At 68.4% G+C, this 15,184-nt stretch carries 13 protein-coding genes and 1 pseudogene; 6 read left to right on the top strand and 8 right to left on the bottom strand.

The window, feature by feature from the left end:
- The first annotated feature begins 26 nt into the window (after positions 1 to 26).
- The 3 genes from serC to AMD30_RS11890 all read left to right on the top strand — a co-directional run bounded on the left by serC (position 27) and on the right by AMD30_RS11890 (position 3,147).
- The gene (serC, locus tag AMD30_RS11900; protein ID WP_055475778.1) at positions 27 to 1,172 is read left to right on the top strand and encodes a phosphoserine transaminase; all 1,146 of its coding nucleotides are present in this window, start codon (positions 27 to 29) and stop codon (positions 1,170 to 1,172) included.
- A 232-nt stretch (positions 1,173 to 1,404) separates the two neighbouring features.
- The gene (gene sepH / locus AMD30_RS11895) at positions 1,405 to 2,379 is read left to right on the top strand and encodes a septation protein SepH (protein ID WP_014925760.1); all 975 of its coding nucleotides are present in this window, start codon (positions 1,405 to 1,407) and stop codon (positions 2,377 to 2,379) included.
- Complete coding sequence (locus tag AMD30_RS11890; protein ID WP_010844791.1) at positions 2,380 to 3,147, top strand: DUF6928 family protein; 768 nt, start codon at positions 2,380 to 2,382, stop codon at positions 3,145 to 3,147.
- 29 nt (positions 3,148 to 3,176) lie between these two features.
- Here AMD30_RS11890 and AMD30_RS11885 read toward each other — a convergent pair whose 3' ends face one another.
- Both AMD30_RS11885 and AMD30_RS11880 read right to left on the bottom strand, forming a co-directional pair.
- Positions 3,177 to 3,479 (bottom strand): DUF2537 domain-containing protein, encoded by a 303-nt coding sequence (locus tag AMD30_RS11885; RefSeq protein ID WP_055475777.1) that lies wholly within the window; start codon positions 3,477 to 3,479, stop codon positions 3,177 to 3,179.
- Positions 3,476 to 4,330, bottom strand: coding sequence for a TrmH family RNA methyltransferase (locus AMD30_RS11880; RefSeq protein ID WP_055475776.1), 855 nt, complete (start codon positions 4,328 to 4,330; stop codon positions 3,476 to 3,478). Before AMD30_RS11880 ends, AMD30_RS11885 begins: the two co-directional genes overlap by 4 nt.
- 80 nt (positions 4,331 to 4,410) lie before the next feature.
- Here AMD30_RS11880 and AMD30_RS11875 point away from each other — a divergent pair, with 80 nt between their 5' ends.
- Positions 4,411 to 5,634 carry a GNAT family N-acetyltransferase gene (locus AMD30_RS11875; protein WP_156354228.1) on the top strand — a complete coding sequence of 408 codons (1,224 nt, stop codon included), beginning with the start codon at positions 4,411 to 4,413 and terminating at the stop codon, positions 5,632 to 5,634.
- A 119-nt stretch (positions 5,635 to 5,753) separates the two neighbouring features.
- On the opposite strand, the gene AMD30_RS11870 is transcribed toward AMD30_RS11875, so the two are convergent.
- Both AMD30_RS11870 and AMD30_RS11865 read right to left on the bottom strand, forming a co-directional pair.
- Positions 5,754 to 6,218: a MarR family transcriptional regulator gene (locus AMD30_RS11870; RefSeq protein WP_044506095.1), complete on the bottom strand. Its 465-nt coding sequence runs from the start codon at positions 6,216 to 6,218 to the stop codon at positions 5,754 to 5,756.
- 107 nt (positions 6,219 to 6,325) lie between these two features.
- Entirely contained in the window at positions 6,326 to 7,894 is a 1,569-nt protein-coding gene (locus tag AMD30_RS11865; RefSeq protein WP_055475775.1) for an NCS2 family permease, read from the bottom strand.
- 24 nt (positions 7,895 to 7,918) lie between these two features.
- Here AMD30_RS11865 and AMD30_RS11860 point away from each other — a divergent pair, with 24 nt between their 5' ends.
- Together AMD30_RS11860 and AMD30_RS11855 are read left to right on the top strand one after the other, a co-directional pair.
- A complete protein-coding gene (locus AMD30_RS11860) occupies positions 7,919 to 8,167 on the top strand; it encodes a DUF2530 domain-containing protein (protein WP_010844309.1) in 249 nt (82 codons plus the stop codon).
- A 135-nt stretch (positions 8,168 to 8,302) separates the two neighbouring features.
- Positions 8,303 to 8,509: pseudogene (locus AMD30_RS11855) on the top strand (TetR/AcrR family transcriptional regulator C-terminal ligand-binding domain-containing protein); the annotation flags it as partial.
- Between the two features lie 13 nt (positions 8,510 to 8,522).
- On the opposite strand, the gene AMD30_RS11850 reads toward AMD30_RS11855, so the two are convergent.
- The 4 genes from AMD30_RS11850 to AMD30_RS11835 all read right to left on the bottom strand — a co-directional run bounded on the left by AMD30_RS11850 (position 8,523) and on the right by AMD30_RS11835 (position 15,022).
- A complete protein-coding gene (locus AMD30_RS11850; RefSeq protein WP_055475774.1) occupies positions 8,523 to 10,007 on the bottom strand; it encodes an APC family permease in 1,485 nt (494 codons plus the stop codon).
- A gap of 22 nt (positions 10,008 to 10,029) precedes the next feature.
- A complete protein-coding gene (locus AMD30_RS11845) occupies positions 10,030 to 11,100 on the bottom strand; it encodes a phosphotransferase family protein (protein ID WP_055475773.1) in 1,071 nt (356 codons plus the stop codon).
- 13 nt (positions 11,101 to 11,113) lie between these two features.
- Positions 11,114 to 12,364 carry an acyl-CoA dehydrogenase family protein gene (locus AMD30_RS11840; RefSeq protein ID WP_044506093.1) on the bottom strand — a complete coding sequence of 417 codons (1,251 nt, stop codon included), beginning with the start codon at positions 12,362 to 12,364 and terminating at the stop codon, positions 11,114 to 11,116.
- Positions 12,365 to 12,448: 84 nt separating this feature from the next.
- The gene (locus AMD30_RS11835; protein WP_055475772.1) at positions 12,449 to 15,022 is read right to left on the bottom strand and encodes an outer membrane protein assembly factor BamB family protein; all 2,574 of its coding nucleotides are present in this window, start codon (positions 15,020 to 15,022) and stop codon (positions 12,449 to 12,451) included.
- Between the last annotated feature and the right edge of the window lie 162 nt (positions 15,023 to 15,184).

The following is a 15,184-nucleotide window of genomic DNA, read 5'->3' as shown; positions in this document are numbered from 1 at the left end:
GGGGGCCACTCCCTAGAATTGCCGACATGAGCGAAGCCGCCACCGCACCGATCACCCTGCCCGCCGACCTGCTGCCGTCGGACGGCCGCTTCGGTTGCGGACCGTCGAAGGTGCGCCCCGAGCAGTTGCAGTCCCTCGTCGACACCGGCGCGTCGGTGTTCGGCACCAGTCATCGGCAGGCTCCGGTGAAGAACGTCGTCGGCTCGATCCGCGAGGGCTTGTCCGATCTGTTCTCCCTGCCCGATGGCTACGAGGTCGTGATCTCCAACGGCGGCACCACCGCGTTCTGGGACGCCGCGGCGTTCGGCCTGATCAAGCAGCGGTCGCTGCACCTCACCTACGGCGAGTTCTCGTCGAAGTTCGCGACCGTCGCCAAGAAGGCGCCGTTCCTGGACAACCCCGCGGTCATCTCCACCGACCCGGGCACCGCGCCCGATCCGTCCGCGCTGACCGCCGACGACTTCGGCGGCGTCGACCTCATCGGCTGGGCACACAACGAGACCTCGACAGGCGTCGCGGTCCCCGTCGTCCGGCCCGCCGGTTCGGATGACGCGCTCATCGCCATCGACGCCACCTCGGGTGCGGGCGGTCTGCCCGTGGACATCGCCGACGCCGACGTCTACTACTTCGCCCCGCAGAAGTGCTTCGCCTCCGACGGCGGCCTGTGGGTCGCGCTCATGAGCCCGCGTGCGCTCGCTCGGGTCGCGGAGATCGCCGAGACCGACCGCTGGTGCCCGGAGTTCCTGTCGTTGCCGACCGCGGTCGACAACAGCAGCAAGAACCAGACCTACAACACCCCGGCCGTCGGGTCGCTGCTGCTGTTCGCGAACCAGATCGAGTGGATGAACGGCAACGGCGGCCTGGACTGGTGTGTCTCGCGCACCGCCGATTCCAGCTCGCGCCTCTACCAGTGGGCGGAGGCCAGCCAGTTCGCGACGCCGTTCGTCGGCGAGGCGGCCAACCGCAGCCAGGTCGTCGGCACGATCGACTTCACCGACGACGTCGACGCCGCGTCGGTCGCGAAGATCCTTCGCGCACACGGGGTCGTCGACACCGAGCCGTACCGCAAGCTGGGCCGGAACCAGCTGCGTATCGGCATGTTCCCGGCCATCGAGCCCGAGGACGTCAGCAAGCTCACCGAGTGCATCGACTACATCGTCGAGCGTCTCTGATCACCTCGTCGACCACACGCCGCCGGCGCGCCGCACAGATCGTTGCGGCGCGCCGGCGGTGCTTCACGAACCGGTAGCCTGGTTCACACAGACCACATCCGACGCATCGACCGCTGGCGTCGCTTGAGCCCCACGCGTGCTGAACTGCGGTTTTGCCGCGTGTCCCACAGTGAACCGGCAGATCGGTGAGTTAATGTGACCCCAATGCGTGCACCCACCGGAGGAGGAGCAGATGCGTGAGCTCCGCGTCGTCGGAGTGGAAACCGACGGCTCCCATGTGATCTGCCAAGACCCGCAATCGGGTGAGAAATTCCGGATCGCCTCCGACGAACGCCTCCGCGCCGCAGCCCGCGGCGACATCTCACGACTGGGACAGATCGAGATCGAGATGGAGAGTGCATTGCGGCCACGCGAGATCCAGGCACGAATCCGAGCAGGTGCAACCGTCGCCGAGGTCGCGGCCGCAGCAGGGGTGGGTGTCGAGAAGATCGAACGCTTCGCCCACCCGGTCCTCCTCGAACGCAGCCGCGCAACCGAGCTCGCCGGTGCTGCCCACCCCGTCCGCCACGACGGTCCCGCCGTCGCGACGCTCGTCGAGTCGGTCGCCGAGGGCCTGCACGCCTACGGCCAGAATCCGAACGACGCCGACTGGGACGCGTGGAAGGGCGACGACGGTTACTGGGTGGTGCAGGTGGCCTGGAGTGTCGGACGCACCGACAACCTGGCCCACTGGCGCTACCAGCCCGGTTCGCACGGCGGCAGCGTCGACCCGCTCGACGACCTCGCCGACGAACTCACCCATCCCGAGACCATCGCTCCGCGCCGTCGCCTGACCCCCGTGGCGACCCCCGAGGTCGCCGTCGAGACGACCCCGGATGGGCGCGAAGAGGTCACCATCGACGCGAACTCGATCATCGGTGCGCAGCGCGCCCGCCACGACCGGCGGACCACTGCCGAGGACGACGGCACCGTGCCCTTCGACTTCGGCTTCGACGACGAGCAGTCCGCCGAGCCCGGCGAGACCGCATCCGGCCCGGACACAACCACCGCCGGACCGGCCGTCGACGCCGAGGGCACCGACCCCGACGAGGCGCCGTCCGCCCCGGCGTCGGGTCCCGAACGTCCGCGTCGGAAGAAGACACGCAAACCGGCCGTCCCGGCGTGGGAGGATGTCCTGCTCGGCGTACGCAGCAACGGGAACAGCTGAGTGTCCTCGGCACGCGCGGCCACGGTCTGGTTCGTCGACTCCGACGATCCGGCCGCGATCCTCCGCACCGGTCCGGCCAACGACTCCCAGCACGCCCACCAGCTGGCCACCGCCATCTTCGGCGACAGCGTGCTCGTCCCCCTCGTCGACACCGATCTCGCGGCGGCCGCCGCGGCCCGCGACACCCATGTCTACGCCGGCTTCTACGGCCCCCTGGCCGTCGTGTCCTGCTCGCTGTTCGAGACGACCACACCGTCGACGCTGACCCGCGCGCTCGCACGGATGCGCCCCAGCGCGACGACGACCCTGCTCTACACCGAACCCGACGCCTCGCTCGGGGTGTTCGCCCGGTGGGAGTCGGGGACTCTTCGGCGTTCCTTCGCGGCCGACCCGGTGACGATCCACGAGGATCACGGCCTGCCGTTCACGTTCGAGAAACCGTTCTGGGGCGGCGAACACCCGCTGAGCCACGCCGACGGCGTCCCCACCGCGCCGATGTCACTGCCGTTCCACCCCGGGCACCTCGCCGAGGAGTCGAACCGCGCGTGGCTCGGATTCCGCTACACCCACCCGCTCGCGGAGTCGGACCTCGACCCGGCGCTGATCACCGTCACCTGCTTCGCGCTGCACCCGGCCGAGTACGAACCGACCGCCGCCGACTACGAGAACTACCGCGCGGCAACGGCTTCGCGCACCCAGCAGCGGACGGCGCCGCCGGAGCAGCCCACCCGTAAACGCGGCCGCATCCGCGAATACTTCGGGTTCTGAAGCCTTCGAGACGCTCGCAAGCTCGCTCCTCAGGCAGCGGGGGGTCGCCCCAGCGCCAGCAAGGCGATCGAGGACGCGACACCGGCGAGGAAGCCGAGCAGCAGTCCCCACACGACCCAGCGCCACACGGGCCGCGCCCGGAACTCCCACAGGGTCCAGCCGAGGCCGCCCGCGACGACCAGAACCGCGGCGATACCGAGGACGGGCAGTATCCCCCCGATGAGCTGATAGACCCCGACCAGGACGAACGCGGCGAACAACGCGCACGAGGCGCCGACGATGATCCCCAGGACCCATGGCGTGGGCTCGCCGTTCTCCGACTCGACGGTCATTCCCCCATCGTGCCCGACCGTGCGCGCTCGTAGAACGCAACGGCCGCCGCGGTCGCCACGTTCAGCGAGTCGGTGCCGCGGCTCATCGGGATGCGGGCCTTCACATCGGTCGCCGCCATCGCCGAAGCCGTCAGGCCGGGACCCTCGGCGCCGACCAGGAAGCCGACCTTCTCGGCGGTGACCGCCTCGGCGAGGGTCACCGCATCGGGGTCGGGAGTCATCGAGACCAATTGGAAGTCCTGGTTCCGCAACAGGTCCAGGCCGCGTGGCCAGTCGTCGAACCGCGCGAACGGCACGAGCAGCGCGTGGCCCATCGACACCCGCACGCAGCGGCGGTACAGCGGATCGGCGCAACCCTGACCGAACAGCACCGCGTCGACGCCCAGTCCGGCGGCGTTGCGGAAGATCGAGCCGATGTTCTCGTGGTCGTTGACACCTTCGAGGATCGCGACGGTCCGGGCGTCGTTGAGGATGTCGGGCACCGTGAGCACCGACGGTCGACGGGACACCGCGAGCACGCCGCGGTTGAGGTGGAAACCGACGACCTCGGCCATGACCTCGGCGGTGGCACGGTAGAAGGGCACACCGGCCAGCGACGGGTCCCGGAGATCGACGTCGAGTTCGTCGAGTCTCTTGGCCACCCCGAGGAATGCGTGGGTCTCGAACCGCGACGCGATCATCCGCTGGGCGACGAGCACGCCTTCGGCGATGACGAGACCGCGGCCCGGGCGTCCACCGGGCAGGACCGGCAGGTCGGGGCGGCGGTCGACGGAGTTGAGATCGCGGAAGTCGTCGACGCGGGGGTCCTCCGGGTCGTCGATGTCGATCACGTTCACTGCGAGCCCGGGCACCGCAACAGTCTGCCACCCGGACGAACCCGACAGCGCCGGGGTATGAAACTGTGGAAGGCGTGACCAGCGCTTCGACTCCGATGTCACGTCTGTCCCTGAAACGCGCCACCGACGCCGACTGGGCCGACATCATCACCACTGACGCCCGCGCGTTCGCCATGCGCAACCCGTTGCCCGACGACGAGGTCGCCGATCTGCGCGGCAAGGTCGCCGACGACGACGTCGTGCTGGTGCGCGACACCGGCCTGGACACCCAGCCCCTCGTCGGGGTCGCGATGTTCTACCGGATGTCGATGTCGCTGCCCGGCGGTGGTGTGTCCGACGCGGCCGGCCTGTCGTGGGTCTCGGTGGCGTCGACCCACCGGCGGCGCGGCATCCTTCGACGCATGCTCACCGAACTCGTCGAGCAGTGGGAGTCGGAAAAGTACACCTTCGCGATTCTCACCGCGAGTGAGGGCACCATCTACGAGCGGTTCGGCTTCGGCCCGGCGTGTTTCGCGAACTCGGTGTCGCTGACCCCGGGAGCGGCGATACGGGCCGCCCAGCCCGACGACGCCACCGTCCGCTACGCCGACGCCGACGCGGTGGCCGCGGCGATCCCCGATCTCCACGCACGCTGGACCCTCACGACACCGGGCGCCCTCACCCGCACACCCGCGTGGTGGAATCCCATCCTGGCCGACCGCGCGTCGGAGCGGCCGCTGTCGGCGAGCGGATTGCACTATCTGCTGCACGCCGACGGCTACGCGAGCTACCGCATCTACAAGGACGAGACCGGCGCGGTGCGCGGCGAGGTCAACGAGGTGTTCGCGGTGACCGACGACGCGCACACCGACCTGTGGCGTGTGCTGATCAACCTCGACCTCATCCCGTCGATCACCGCGTCGATCCCGGTCGACGACCCGCTGCCGCAGAAGCTCGTCAATCCGCGGTCGGTGTCGGTGACCGGCACCGCCGACACGATGTGGCTGCGCATCCTCGACGTCCCGGCCGCCCTGGGCGGCCGCCACTACGCGGCCGACCTGGATGCCGTGATCGAGGTGACCGACGAATTCCGCGGGCACGGAGGCGTTTTCGACATCTCGGTGCGCGAGGGCGGAGCGATCGTCGCGCCGGCCAAGACGGGTGCGGTGCCCACGGTCCGGCTGGACATCTCGGTGCTCTCGAGCATCTACCTGGGCGGGATCCGACCGTCGGCCTTCGCGGCCGCGGGACGCCTGCACGTCGACTCCCCGGCGACGCTGCGCGCCCTGGACCACGCGTTCATGACCGACCGCGCACCCTTCTCCGGCACGTTCTTCTGACCCTTCGAGACGTCCCTCCGCACGCTCCGGGACTCCTCAGGGAGCAGTGGAGACCCCTCAGGGCACGCTCCGGGACTCCTCAGGGAGCAGTGGAGACTCCTCATGAGCGGGGGGACGGCTCACATCACGCGTGAACGCGGGACGTCGGTGTCGGCCTGCCCGAGGATCTTCTCGAAGATGTGCACAGCCCCGCGCAGGATCTCCCGCTCGTCGAGGGACAGCTCCGCCAGCCGATCGCTCAACCACGCCTTGCGGGCGGCGAGTTCGTCGATCACGACGTCGGCGCCTTCGGACGACAGCGTCACGATGGCCTGACGGCCGTCGGTCGGATGGGGCTCCCGTCTGATCATCCCCAGATCCGACAGCGAGGCGATGACCCTGGTCATCGACGGTGGCCGGACCCGCTCGGCCGCGGCGAGTGCGCCCGGGGTCATCGGTCCCTCGTGATGGAGCGTGTTGAGGGCGGACAGCTGGGTCAGTGACACCAGCTTGTTCTCGCGGCGGCCCCGGAGGCGGCGCGCGAGGCGGATGACCGCGAGCGACAGATCGCCGGACAGGCTTCCGTCACCATCTGGTGAATTCATCCACCCAGGGTAGGCCAGCCGAGCAGGCCGAAGACCTACGCAATGCGAAATTGAGTCGGGTGGACGACAGGAAACCCGACATACCGGAAGTGCGCGGCGTCGGCGCGTCAGCCGATGAGGTCCGAGATCGGTCCGCGGGCGAAGTAGGCCACGAAGATCGCGGCGACGAACCAGAGCAACGGGTGCACGGTGCGCGCCTTGCCCGCCGCGGTCGCCATCACGACCCAGCTGATGAAGCCGATGCCGATGCCGTTCGCGATCGAGTAGGTGAACGGCATCGTGACCACGGTCAGGAAAGCCGGCAGCGCGTAGTCGAACCGCTTGAAGTCGACGGTCGTGAGCTGGCCGATCATCATGGCGCCGACGACCACCAGCGCGGGGGCGACCGCCTCGAGCGGGATCACCTCGTAGAGCGGTGTCAAGAACATCGCCACCAGGAACAGCACACCGGTCACGACATTCGCGAGGCCCGTGCGCGCACCTTCGGCGATGCCGGAGGCGGACTCGACGAACACGGTGTTCGACGACGCCGACGCGGCACCGCCGGCGATGGCACCGGTTCCCTCGACCACCAGCGCGCGGCCGATCCCGGGCAGGTTCCCCTTCTCGTCGGCCAGTCCGGCCTCCTTGCCGAGGCCGGTCATGGTGCCCATGGCGTCGAAGAAGTTGGACAGCACCAGCGCGAAGACCAGTACCGATGCCGCAAGAACACCGATACGGGTGAACGCGCCGAACAGGTCGACGTCGCCGACGAGGCTGAGATCGGGCAGACCGCCGAGGGCGCTGGGGATGTCGGGCACGCTCAGACCCCAGCCCGAGGGGTTCTCGACGCTCGACCCGTAGTCGAAGATCTGCTCCAGCACGATCGAGAGCACGGTCGTGAGGGCGATGCCGATCAGCAGACCACCCGGGACCCGGCGCACCACCAGGACGCCCATGAGCAGCACCCCGACCGCGAAGATCAGGGTGGGGACCGTGGAGATCGAGTTGTCGATGCCCAACTGCACCGGCACCGTGGTCCCGGCGGCGTCGGGGATGCGCTTGACGAAGCCCGCGTCGACGAAGCCGATGAAGGCGATGAACAAGCCGATTCCGGCCGCGATCGCGGCCTTCAGTTCGGCGGGCACCGCGTTGAACACCGCGGTGCGGAATCCGGTCACGGCCAGCAGCACGATGATGATGCCGTCGACGACCACCAGACCCATCGCCTCGGGCCAGGTCACCTGCGGGGCGATGGACACTGCCAGCAGACTGTTGATGCCGAGGCCCGCCGCGATCGCGAACGGATAGTTGGCGACGAGGCCGAACAGGATCGACATCACACCCGCGACGAGTGCGGTGACCGCGGCGACCTGCGCCAGCGGCAGGACGTTGCCCAGGACGTCGGTGTTCTTGTCGCCGCCCGGGATACCGCCGATGATGATCGGGTTGAGCACCACGATGTAGGCCATCGTGAAGAAGGTGACGAGACCGCCGCGGAGCTCACGATTGATCGTCGATCCCCGTTCGGAGATCTTGAAGAACCGGTCGAGCGGGCCGCTCGCGACCGGACTGTCCGGCCCGGGGGAGGTCGCCGGGAAGTCGGGTTGGCTGTGCGAGTGGCTCGAGGTGTCCGCATCACCGGGAGTGTCAGAGGACCTCAGATCGCGAGACTCACTGGGCTCATCGTGTGGCACGTTCCGAAAGCTACCCTGTTGTCCATGTCCGCGACACCTGAGATCCCCGATCTACCGCGCGCGCTGCGCGCCCCGGAGCCGGTGATCGTGGTCGGGATGATCGCGTGGGCCGTGGCGACGCTCGTCGTGGCGATCTCCGATCTGGGCGGCGACCACGCTCTCGAGATCTGTCTCACCGGTCTGGCCGTCGGACTGCTCGGGACCACCATCGTGCTCGTCCAGCGCGCCGGTGTCCGACGCGGAGACCGCGGGGCCCAGGAGGGGCTGGACTAGTTGCGCCCGCGTGCGTGCCGTGAGCCCCACGCATCAGTGAGCCCGCGTCGGTGAGCGTTTCGTCTTCTGTTCACCTGACGTTCCATTCGCAGTACAGCGGTCTCGTAATTCCCCGATACCTCGCATGTCGCACGTCGCCGCGTCCCTGTGGAGGCCGCCCTCCGCACCGGGATCGAACGGGGTCTCCTGCGCACCGATCTGGACGTCGGAGCCTGCTTCGACGCCATCGCCGGTGCCGCGTACTACCAGATCGTGGTTCGCGGAGACCACCTGGAAGACCCGGCGACACAGGACCGATTGCGTGCTGTGTTCGATGTGGTGTGGCGAGGGATGACGGTCTGACGCAGCCGGTGGACTAGTCGCTCGATTCGGTTGACGACGCGGCAAATTCGTCGACGCCGGGTTCGGAGTCGAGTACCTGGCGATTCCGGACCATCATCCAGGCGAAGTACAGCGCCCCCGCAGCTATCAGTCCGAGGACGATCAGCGTCGGCACGGTCGCGTCATCGGGAGTGACGAGGACGAACAGTGCGAACACCACCCAGATGAGGGCGGCGATCGCGATGGGGAACTCGAAACGGCCGAGGCTGAAACCACCGACCTTGCGCTCCAGGCGCTTTCGGACCACGAGATACAGGACGACGATCCCGCCGTAGATGAGGGCCGGCAGGATCGTCGAGGCGATGATCAGTTCGATGAGTGCCGAACCCGGGAGTGCGAGCATCAACACCACGCCGACGCCGAGGATGAGCAGCGTCGCCGGGACCGGCGTCTGCGTTCGCGGATTGACCCGGCGCATCAGCCGATGCGCCGGGAACCGCCCGTCCCTGGCCATCGCGAACACCTGCCGGGCGCAGGCGGCCATCACGACCATTCCGGCACCGAACATCGCGAACACGATGCACACCAACAGGATTCGTTCGGCAACCGATCCCAGCTGGTCGCGGATGATCGCGGCGACCGGTGAGCCGTCGCGGCTGACCGCGGCGACGTCCTCGATCGCGAGGGTCAGGACGATGAGGAAGCCCAGTCCGACGACCGCGGCGGCCACCACCGAACCGACGATCGCGCGTGGAACGCTCCGGAACGGATCCTTGGCCTCCTCGGCGAGGTTCGCCGCCGAGTCGAAGCCCACCAGGGTCGTCAGGCCCATGACCATCGCGGCCATCACTCCCCCGCCGATGGCCCAGTAGTCCGGCGCACCCGCGGCGATCCCCGCCGAACCCAGGTTGCCGAGATGGCCGCTGCCGGTGACCACCATCACCACCGCGAGCGCGACGACCAGGATCGCGACGATCGCCAGTTCGACGGCGACGGCTCCCGAGGTGAACAGACCGAGCAGCCGGGTCGACGCGATGACCAGGACAGCCTGGACGACGAGTACAGCAACGGTGATGACCCGTGCGACCGACTCGTCCTCGGCCATCCCCAGCAGCGGCATCAGCGCCTGGCTGGCGAGCGCATTGTCCATCGCGACGACGGCGATCGCGAGATACCAGAAGCTCAGCCACCCGAAGAGCCACCCGACCCTGGGGTTCGCCAGCCTCGACGCCCACTGGTACGACGACCCGCTCAGCGCGATGCGGGCGGCGAACTGGGCGACGACCAGCGCGATCAGCGTCTGCCCGACCGCGGCGATGATCCACAGCCAGATGCCCACCGGGCCGGCGGTGGCGAGCACTTCGCCGTAGGTGGCGAAGACGCCCACCGCGACCGAGATGAACGCGAAGGAGATCGCGAACACGGCGAAACCGCCGAGTGTCCGTCGTAGTTCGGGCCGATAACCACCCGTCCCCAACTCGTCGTCGGCGCTGGATGGGGCGATCAGATCGTCGGCCATGTCGGCCCTTTCGTCGGAGCGATTACAACAGGAGGTCGTCCAATCGCTGCGCGAGAATCCCCACCGCGTAACCGAGACGTTCGAATGCCTTGTTGCTGGTCTGGCCGTGGTAGTAGCGATAGTAGATCTGCTGCGCGATGACCGCCGCGCGGAACAGACCGAAGATCTCATACCACCGCCAGCGCTCCGGAGTCATGTCGAAACCCATGCGCTCGCAGTATTTTTCGACGAAATCGGCGCGGCTGACCATGCCCGGCAGATGTGTCGGGACCCGGCGCATGAGTTGCATGGCGTCCGGGTCGTCGGCCTGGATCCAATAGGCCATCGATCCCGCGACGTCCATCAGCGGGTCACCGAGGGTGGCCATCTCCCAGTCCAGGATGCCGATCACGCGGGTGGGGTCGTCCTTGTCGAGGACGACGTTGTCGAGCTTGAAGTCGTTGTGGATGACGCACGTCGCGACGTCGTCGGGCTGGTTCTCCGACAACCACACCATCGTCTGCTCGAAATCGGGTACATCCTCGGTGTGCGCGTTGCGGAATCGTGTGGTCCACCCGTCGACCTGGCGGCGGACATATCCCGGGCCCTTGCCGAGATCGGCCAGTCCCGTGGTGCTCGGGTCGACCGAATGCACCTCCACCAGGGTGTCGATGAAGTTGGAACACAACGCGCGCGCCTGTTCGGCGTCCAGCGGGACATCCGCGGGCCATTCGGTCCGCGGGATGACGCCGTCGATGCGGCCCATCACGTAGAAGTCCGCGCCGAGGATCGAGTCGTCGTCGCAGAACGCGATCATCGGCGCGATGTAGCGGATGGCGGTCGCGAGTTCGGACTGGATCCGGTACTCACGTGCCATGTCGTGCGCACCGCGCGCCTTGGTTCCGCGCGGCGCCCGGCGCAGGATCAGGTCCCTGGCGGGATAGCGCAGCAGGTACGTGAGATTCGATGCGCCACCGCCGAACTGGCGTACCTGCGGTACCGCGTCGAGACCGGCCGGGTCCGAGGCGTTCGCCTCGAGCCACTTCGCCACCACCTCGACGTCGAATGCATCCTCGGTGCGGACCTCGCCGGCACCGGCGACCTCGTCAGTCATTCTCGTTCCCCGATCAGCGGTACTTGCCGAACTCGATGCGCGCAACGACGTTGCGGTGCACCTCATCCGGTCCGTCGGCCAGTCGCAGCGAGCGCGCGCCCACCCAGGCCTGCGCCAGCGGGAAGTCGTCGGTCAGTCCGGCACCGCCGTGCAACTGGATCGCGAGGTCGATCACGTCGAGCGCCATGTTGGGCACCTCGACCTTGATCTCGCTGACCGCCGACACCGCCTCTCGGGACAGGCCCTGATCGAGCAGCCACGCCGCGTGGTGGACGAGCAGCCGCGACCGGTTGATCGCGATGCGGGCGTCGGCGACACGTTCGCTGTTGCCGCCGAGACGGGCGAGCTGTTTGCCGAAGGCCTCGCGCGAGAGTGCGCGACGCACACCGAGTTCCAGCGACTTCTCGGCCAGTCCGATCGCCCGCATGCAGTGATGCACCCGGCCCGGGCCGAGGCGGCCCTGCGCGATCTCGAACGCCCGGCCGGGTCCGAGGAGGATGTTCGACGCCGGGACGCGGACGTTGTCGAAGCTGACCTCACCGTGGCCGAACGGCTCGTCGTAGTAGCCCATGGTTGTCAGCATCCGGTCGATGGTGACCCCGGGGGTGTCGATGGGGATGAGCACCATCGTGTGGCGGGACTTCCGGTCGGCCTCGGCATCGGTGACGCCCATGAAGATGAGGACCTTGCAGTCGGGATGGCCGACACCGGTGGAGAACCACTTGGTCCCGTTGATGACGACGTCGTCGCCGTCGAGGACGGCGGTCGCGGCCATGTTGGTGGCGTCCGACGACGCGACGGCCGGCTCGGTCATGCAGAAGGCACTGCGGATCTCGGCGGTCAGCAACGGCTCGAGCCACTGCTTGCGCTGTTCCTCGGTGCCGTAGCGGAGCAGGACCTCCATGTTCCCGGTGTCGGGTGCGCTGCAGTTGAAGATGACCGGCGCGAGCCCCGACGAACCCATCGCCTCCGCGACCGGGGCGTAGTCGATGTTGGTGAGTCCCGCCCCGCCGTCGGTACCGAAATCCGCGGCATAACGACCGGCGTGCTCAGCGGGCAGGAAGAGGTTCCACAATCCCTGCGACCGGGCCTTCTTCTGGAGTTCGGCGATGATCGGCGACGGCGTCCACGGGTCGCCGTCCCCGTCGCGGCGAGCCTTGATGTCCCGATGGATCTCGGGCTCGACCGGCTCGATCTCGGTGGTCACGAAGTTGCGCACGCGTTCGGTGAGTTCGGCCGACCGCGCTGACGGGGAGAAATCCATACCCGACCGTATCGCGGGGCGCCGACCGGTTGTCATCGTTCTGGGCAATCCGGCGTGCCCTTCCACCCGGGCTCCCGGTGTCCCTCATTTCCAGTACACGGTGCTCCGCTCCGGACCCGCCGTCGTGCTGACCAGCTTCGCGAAGCAGTTGTCGGGACCGAATCCCTGCGCGCGACACCAGTTGTTGGCCTCCACCGGCCCCGGGAAGGTCGCCGCGGCCACCGTCACCCACCAGCCCCGGTACGAGAACACCGGCCACTCGTCACTCCAGAGGAGCCGAACGTCGTTGAACCGCAGCCGGAGTGCCAGGAATTCGTCGAGGATCGCCGGATCGGTCCAGGTGCGCCCCTCGGCCACGAGACCCGGTCGTTTGGAACTCAGCTGCGCGACCCACCGGTTGTTCAGGTTCGCCAGGATGAAGGCGCGATCGGCATCGGCCTGCAGACGCAGGGCGCCGACACTGCTCGCGGTCACGTCGGCGCCGGCCGGGAACGAGGGGCCGGTGGCGGTCGACGACGCCGAGGTCCCCGACCGGGGTGCCGTGAGCTTCGGCGGGGCACCGGGGGCCGGGCCCTTGTCGCAGTCGACGAGGTACCGGCCGGAGTCGCCGGTCGTGTCCGCGCCCTGCGTATCGAGCGTGTCCGGCAGCCGAAGAAAGCTCCCCGGCGGGTAGGTCAGTTCCATCGTCAGCGCCTCGCCCGCGCCGTCGAGCGATGGCACCGCAACCGGTGCGCGCCGGAAGTCGAAATTGCCGGACGCGACGATGCCGGTGCCGTCGGTGATGGTGATCCGGGTCTGCGGTCCGTACAGCACGTCGCCGCCCGGGCACTTCGCGGTGACCTTCATGGTCACGCCCAGCCCGCCCGCCGACGTCCGGAACGACTGCGGCGTGAAGACCGGGGGCAACCCGCACGGCGTGACGTACTCGGCTTCGCCGCCACCGGCAGCGTCGTCGTCGCGGGTCGTTCCGGGGACGATTGCCGACGGCCCGGTGGGCGCGAACCCGGTGATCGTGGTCGCGGTCATGGCGATCAGCCGATCGCCGACGGCGAACGTCAGCGCCGGACGCGGCTCTGTACTGCCCGCCACCGGAACGTTGCCGATCGCGTCCGCCGTCAACGACCACACCGGAGCGCCGCCCACGAGATCGAGGGCCGTCAATCCACCATCGAGCGCGGGTGCCACGAGCCGTTCGCCGTCGGTGACGGCGTGACCCGAGTACGTCGAGGTCGAACCACTCGACGACGTCCACAGTTGCTCTCCCGACGTCGGATCGAGAGCGACGTAATCGCCGGACGCCCTGTTGAACACGACCACCTCACGGTCGTCGGCCAGCACGATCCGAGACCCGAACCGGTCGATGTCCGTCAGGGCCGTCGACCACGTACTGGTGCCGTCCTCGCGGTTCACGTACAGCCCGTCCAGCAGGAATCGACCGCGCTGCCCGGGGGTGGCGACCGACGGCACGATCGCCGATTCTCCTGGCAGGTCCGAGACGGCGCCGTCTCGGCCCACCACCCTCACCCGCTGGTCGGACATCGCCATACCGGACACCGTGGCCGTCTCGAGCGCCAATGATCTATCGCCGAACCGACCGATCTCGCCTTTCCCGGCGCCGGCGATGATCTGGTGTCCGTCATCGGCGGACACGACGAGTGTTCGGAGACCGGCTGACGCCACGACCTCGTCCGTGGCGGTGAACTGCGACGAGTCACCGCTCCCCAACGCAGGTTCGGGTAGCGCGGTCAACGTACGCGCCCATTCCGTTCCCGACTCGGTGATCTTGTGGAAGACCACCGAATCGTCTGCCGCGTACTGAGTCATGAACGCGGCCTCACCGTTGAACGCGATCTCCGTGGACTGCGACGGTGCATCCACGCTGGCGAGCACTGTGCCGTTCCGAGTGTCGAGAAAGTGGACCTCACCGTCTCCGACACAGGCGATCCGGTGGTCGACGATGGTGTCGGCACATCCGCTGACGACTTCGTCGAACTTCCATGTCGCGCCGGTCCGAGTGTTGATGCCCACCGCACGATGCGCGCTTCCGACGCTCGTGAACTGATCGCCGACGATGGTGACGAGGGTTTCACCGTCGGTGACACCGCCCGGTGCGCCATACCGTCCTTCGGACCCTTGCGGTGACAGAAAGCTCGTGCCACCCAGCGAACCCGCATCGATGCTCCAGGCGGGACTCGGCTCGCTGGGGAACGAGCCCGTGAGCTGACCGGCCACGAGGTCCGGCGCGGCATCGGACCCGCCACCCCGCGACGACTTCCACCACACGACGCCCCCCACCACCAACGCGAGCACACAGACCAGCGCGATGCCCGTGATGAGGTATGCAACGCGGTTGGACCGTCGGGGGCGCGGCGGGTACCCGGGGTGGGGATACGGAGCTTGGAGATATCCGGACGGCGGGTAACCCGGGGGCGGGAAGTTCGGGGGCGGGAAGTTCGGAGGCGGGTAACCCGGCGGCGGGTAACCGGCCTGGGGATATGCCGGCTGCGGTCCGGGATACCCGGTTGGACCCGGCGCCTTGTCCAGCGGCACGCCGGGGACCACCGTCGGGCGAGCGGGCTGGATCGACGTCGGCGGTTCGTCCCCGTGGGGCGATCCGGACGTGTTCGCATCATCGTCGGGAGGCCCCGGATTCGACATCCGTCCAGTGAATCCCAGTCCCCGCCCCGTGACTGTCCCCCGCCCGGAGGAATCTGGTCTGTCAGGACCGCGCCCCGGTGACGAGCGACGCGGGGCACATTCACCACTTTTCGACCGAGTATCCGAAACGGGTGTGACTGGAGTTCACCACTGTCAACGGTT

The organism is Gordonia sp. HS-NH1, from assembly GCF_001418765.1.
In the GTDB taxonomy this organism is placed as follows: Bacteria; Actinomycetota; Actinomycetes; order Mycobacteriales; family Mycobacteriaceae; genus Gordonia.
This window is presented reverse-complemented; position numbering and strand designations above follow the sequence as displayed.

Coding starts and splice junctions, on each gene's coding strand:
- serC (WP_055475778.1), top strand. CDS start 27: ATGAGCGAAGCCGCCACCGCACCGATCACCCTGCCCGCCGACCTGCTG.
- sepH (WP_014925760.1), top strand. CDS start 1,405: ATGCGTGAGCTCCGCGTCGTCGGAGTGGAAACCGACGGCTCCCATGTG.
- AMD30_RS11885 (WP_055475777.1), bottom strand. CDS start 3,479: ATGACCGTCGAGTCGGAGAACGGCGAGCCCACGCCATGGGTCCTGGGG.
- AMD30_RS11875 (WP_156354228.1), top strand. CDS start 4,411: ATGTCACGTCTGTCCCTGAAACGCGCCACCGACGCCGACTGGGCCGAC.
- AMD30_RS11870 (WP_044506095.1), bottom strand. CDS start 6,218: ATGAATTCACCAGATGGTGACGGAAGCCTGTCCGGCGATCTGTCGCTC.
- AMD30_RS11860 (WP_010844309.1), top strand. CDS start 7,919: ATGTCCGCGACACCTGAGATCCCCGATCTACCGCGCGCGCTGCGCGCC.
- AMD30_RS11850 (WP_055475774.1), bottom strand. CDS start 10,007: ATGGCCGACGATCTGATCGCCCCATCCAGCGCCGACGACGAGTTGGGG.
- AMD30_RS11845 (WP_055475773.1), bottom strand. CDS start 11,100: ATGACTGACGAGGTCGCCGGTGCCGGCGAGGTCCGCACCGAGGATGCA.
- AMD30_RS11840 (WP_044506093.1), bottom strand. CDS start 12,364: ATGGATTTCTCCCCGTCAGCGCGGTCGGCCGAACTCACCGAACGCGTG.
- AMD30_RS11835 (WP_055475772.1), bottom strand. CDS start 15,022: ATGTCGAATCCGGGGCCTCCCGACGATGATGCGAACACGTCCGGATCG.